The 3850-nt window shown below is 33.7% G+C and carries 7 protein-coding genes; 5 read left to right on the top strand and 2 right to left on the bottom strand.

The genetic code is table 11. From position 1 onward, the window contains the following. The coding region (locus AC01GB_RS01805) for a Cro/CI family transcriptional regulator (RefSeq protein WP_474450010.1) at nt 1-165 on the bottom strand (165 nt) is incomplete at its 3' end. A 113-nt stretch (nt 166-278) separates the two neighbouring features. Between AC01GB_RS01805 and AC01GB_RS01800 the strand changes: the two genes are divergently transcribed. From AC01GB_RS01800 to AC01GB_RS01780, 5 genes are all read left to right on the top strand, one after another. Further along, nucleotides 279-977, top strand: a complete 699-nt coding sequence (locus AC01GB_RS01800) for an XRE family transcriptional regulator (protein WP_474450009.1) — start codon at nt 279-281, stop codon at nt 975-977. A gap of 594 nt (nt 978-1571) precedes the next feature. Continuing rightward, a complete protein-coding gene (locus tag AC01GB_RS01795) occupies nt 1572-1913 on the top strand; it encodes a transcriptional antitermination N peptide (RefSeq protein WP_474449924.1) in 342 nt (113 codons plus the stop codon). Nucleotides 1914-2179: 266 nt separating this feature from the next. Continuing rightward, on the top strand, nt 2180-2413 hold the full coding sequence (locus AC01GB_RS01790) for a hypothetical protein (protein ID WP_474450008.1): 234 nt from the start codon (nt 2180-2182) through the stop codon (nt 2411-2413). Nucleotides 2414-2474: 61 nt separating this feature from the next. Continuing rightward, nucleotides 2475-2756: a hypothetical protein gene (locus AC01GB_RS01785; protein WP_474450007.1), complete on the top strand. Its 282-nt coding sequence runs from the start codon at nt 2475-2477 to the stop codon at nt 2754-2756. A 265-nt stretch (nt 2757-3021) separates the two neighbouring features. After that, nucleotides 3022-3222 carry a hypothetical protein gene (locus AC01GB_RS01780; protein WP_474450006.1) on the top strand — a complete coding sequence of 67 codons (201 nt, stop codon included), beginning with the start codon at nt 3022-3024 and terminating at the stop codon, nt 3220-3222. On the opposite strand, the gene AC01GB_RS01775 is transcribed toward AC01GB_RS01780, so the two are convergent. Then, nucleotides 3214-3850, bottom strand: a 637-nt coding sequence (locus tag AC01GB_RS01775) for a hypothetical protein (RefSeq protein ID WP_474450005.1), incomplete at its 5' end; no start/stop codon positions are given. The two genes, AC01GB_RS01780 and AC01GB_RS01775, sit on opposite strands and share 9 nt — an antisense overlap.

Raw genomic sequence — 3850 nt, 5'->3', positions numbered from 1 at the left:
AGTGCTATAATTTTCACTCTTGTCATTAACTAATTTTTCAAGCTGTAATGCGCGTAATTCTGGGATATCATCACTCCATTGTGATACTGCGCTTTTTGTGATTTTTAATAAATTCGCTAACTTAGTTATATTACCTGCCAAATAAATCGCTTCACTTTTCTTCATAATTATGACCTCCGAAAGATATATCAATCATGTTAAGAAAGCTAAACAAATAAGTCAAGATAACATAACATCAAAAGAGTTAAGCTATCTAAACTCATTTTGGAGATAAAACCATGCAATCTGAAAGAATTCGTCAAGCTCGCAATGACAACAAAATTACTCAAGAATCTTTAGGGAAGCGAATTGGGGTATCAAAAGCAACTATTTCACAATGGGAATCCGGTACTACAGAGCCAAACGGAAAAAATCTTGTGAGTTTGGCTAAAGCTCTTGGAGTAACTGTCGAATGGCTGCTTAATGGGAGTGAAAAAAATCCTGAGGCAAACATTCCACTGGCAAACGCAAAAATTATTGGTCCTTTTGCACCGTGGGATGCAAATACACCACTTAGTAAAGATGAAGTTGAACTCCTGTTCTTTAAAGAAATATCGCTATCCGCGGGTAAAGGTTCTTTAGTTAAGCTAGATCATAATGGATATAAATTACGGTTTGCGCTTTCAACTTTAAAAAAAGCAGGCGTTGATCCTCAAACCGCTGGTTGTGTAACCATAACAGGTAACAGCATGGAACCTGTTGTTCCTGACGGTGCTGTCGCAGGAATAGATTCATCAAATAAGGATATAAAAGATGGACAAATGTATGCTATAGAACAGGAAGGAATGCTACGCATCAAAATCTTATACCGTATACCTGGAGGTATACGACTAAGGTCTTACAATAGAGATGAATATGCTGATGAAGATTATACAGGATCTGAAGTATTTAATATAAAAATTATTGGCAAAGTTTTTTGGTATTCTGTTCTCATTTAAAATATTTTCCCCACTCAATTCTCTCGCTAAAAATCTAAATTCAACTTAGGTTTTTAGTTTTCTTTTAAAAAAAAGTTCACATATCTTAACTTAAACCTTGACAACAACATTTAGCAAACTTAACATTAGGAAAGAAATCTTATCAGATGTGTATTAAGAAATATGAACACCCTGCTCTTTAACAATTTAGAAAGTCGGAACAGCACAGATTTTTCTGTTTAGACCCCTGCGCATAAAATGCGATGTATCGTCAAACGCGATCCGGTTGGCGAGAAGATTAACCCCATTTGATAAAAATGGTCGTGAAAGGGCAACACTGACAGAGAAAGAAATGCAAGCGCAAAAACACTAATTATAGGTCATTTTGCGAAGTGGCCTATGGTGAGTGACGACAGTTAAGCAGTACCGCTCTTTAACACCCTTTCGCTGAAAAAGCGAACCATAAAACACCCAAACAGTCGGTTTTAGGGTGTGTGAAATAACCAAAATACAGTCATTAAGTTAAAACCAACACCAGGGAACTACCAATATGACTGTAAATATAATCCGGATACCTCCGGCACACACCACCAAAACCCATTGTCAGGAGGTAATATGTGTAACTTTCATGGTTATGATAATGCTCGTAGTCGTCGACATGAGCGTAGAAGAGCCAGGCAAGCAGCTTATGAATATAACAAAGCACTTAATATGGCATTGAAAGCAGCCTTAAATCCAGGTAAACCCTCTCAGCAACAAACAACGCCAAACACTAAACGCCCTGTTCTTTCTCTGAAAAGAAAAGTGATGAGTCGTGTTGAAATAGCAATATCAATTCGTCCTACTAAAGTTTATGACGCATTTGATAACTGCTGTCTTCCTATTGCAGCTTTGTACACTTCTAGACGGTTTAACAATAAACCTAAATCAAACTTTGGAGTAACCGCTAATTGTTAAGATTATACGTCATATACTTAATTAGTTTCGAGGTCTCATATGAGAAAAAATTATATAGTTAAAGATGAAATATTCATAAATGCTCTACTATTCATGCTTAAAAATAACAAAATTGAATGTAATCTATCCTATCTATCATCGATACTTGGCGTTAATTATATTGCGCTTAAAGATAAAATAATGTTAGAAAAAGACTTCCCTAAACCTGTTTGTAACGATGGTGTTCAGATACTATCTAAAAAATGGCTTCTTTATGATGTATTAAATTGGGCCTTAAAAAACAAGGAACTGAAATGACAGTTAGCTCAAGTAATATAAAATCAAATATAACTAAATTAAAAAATAAAGTATTGTCAATCAACAAAGATGAAATTTTTTGTTCACAAGCTTTAGATGAATTATATGGATTGGTTGAAAGATTAAACAATTTAGATTCTGAATTCTCACAAATCAAAAGAAATTCTACTTTCACAAAGTTTTGCAAACAGATTTATCACTAAATTGAATAAAAATTTAAATTTAGAAACTATTACTAATAATAGTTTGCTTAAAGATATTCTAATGGCAAATTATATTGTAAAAAGCACATACCAAACCATAATTCGTGAAGACTACGCTTATAAGTATTCTTCAGCAATGGCGTTTGAAGGATACAAAAAACAAACTCAGGAAATATCGCCAGATTTGCAAAAAAAATTATTGGAAATTGCTATTGTTAACTTGGGCGATAATCCAATAAGATTATATAATAATAAAGTAAAACATACACCAATAGACTACGAAAAGATTATTGAAGAATTAAAACTATTTTCAAAAGATAAGTTAGATGATTCCTTGAAATAACATTTATTGATAAATAAGAATCTCTCCTACTATCACTATAAAAAATAAGGATAACCCTCCCCGAGGTTTTTTTTATTACCTACATTCTAACCCTAAATCAAACTTTGGAGTAACCGCTAATTGTTAACAGGCTACAACGCCTGACGCGCCAGAAATATCAGGCAATAAAATCATTTTTATTTAACACCTTCCATCGGAAAAACCACCATGCAAAAAGCAAAAACAGGGCTCTTTTATGATTCTTAATTTTAATTCTTCAGGCATTTTGCCTACAATCAATGAAAGAGCTGACGAATACCTAATTTTTCGATTAAATGATGGGTACCTAATAGGGGAAGCATTTTTTGATGAAGATGGTGAGTTCATCGCCTTCATGACTAATATCGGTAATGATGGATATCCATTACACCCTGAAGAATATACATCTTGGGCACCTTTACCCAAAGCAGATATAGATTTAAGGTAGAGTATCGATAAAACTTTTATACAATTGCAGATCTTTTTGACTGACAGTATTCATAGGACGCATTTTATCATATAGTGGTTTTAAATTATCTTTTGTTAGGAAATCGAGAGCCTTACGTTTTAAAGAATTTAATTTATCTATTCTGCTATCGAGAAGAAATGCCAGTCTTCCTGCTTTTGTAATTAACTTCAGAGGGGCGGTATCTAGGTCAATATTTTCAAGCAAAAGAATGACTTTGTGGACATCATTCTCATAGAGCTTTTTCATATCATTTATAGGTAACACCATGTCAACATATTTTATAGAGCCAATAATAACATTTTCAAGTTTGTACTTAGGTTTTCCATCTATTATTTCTTCTTCTGTAAGTTCTTTTTTTTCCTTTTGAACCCATTCTTCGCGAGTTACAATACGTTGTTGATTGCTTCCCATACTAATTAACTCCCCTAATGCAAAACGACCAACAACTAATGGGTCTCTTAACTGAGCTATTTTGTCCGCAAGCTTAAATAGGCCATCGGCACCGCCAGTTAATTCAGCTGCTTTTATCCAATATTCAAAAACCTTTGCTTTTTTCAAAGAAACATTTCCTAGAACGTCACTAATTAATTTTAACGCCCCTTTTACA

The organism is Candidatus Arsenophonus phytopathogenicus, from assembly GCF_056113345.1.
The sequence above is the reverse complement of the archived record's forward strand: the minus strand, read 5'-3'. Positions and strand labels throughout refer to the sequence as shown.

Bases quoted from the DNA above. Each gene is read 5' to 3' on its own strand.
- AC01GB_RS01800 (WP_474450009.1), top strand. From the start codon at position 279: ATGCAATCTGAAAGAATTCGTCAAGCTCGCAATGACAACAAAATTACT.
- AC01GB_RS01795 (WP_474449924.1), top strand. From the start codon at position 1,572: ATGTGTAACTTTCATGGTTATGATAATGCTCGTAGTCGTCGACATGAG.
- AC01GB_RS01785 (WP_474450007.1), top strand. From the start codon at position 2,475: ATGGCAAATTATATTGTAAAAAGCACATACCAAACCATAATTCGTGAA.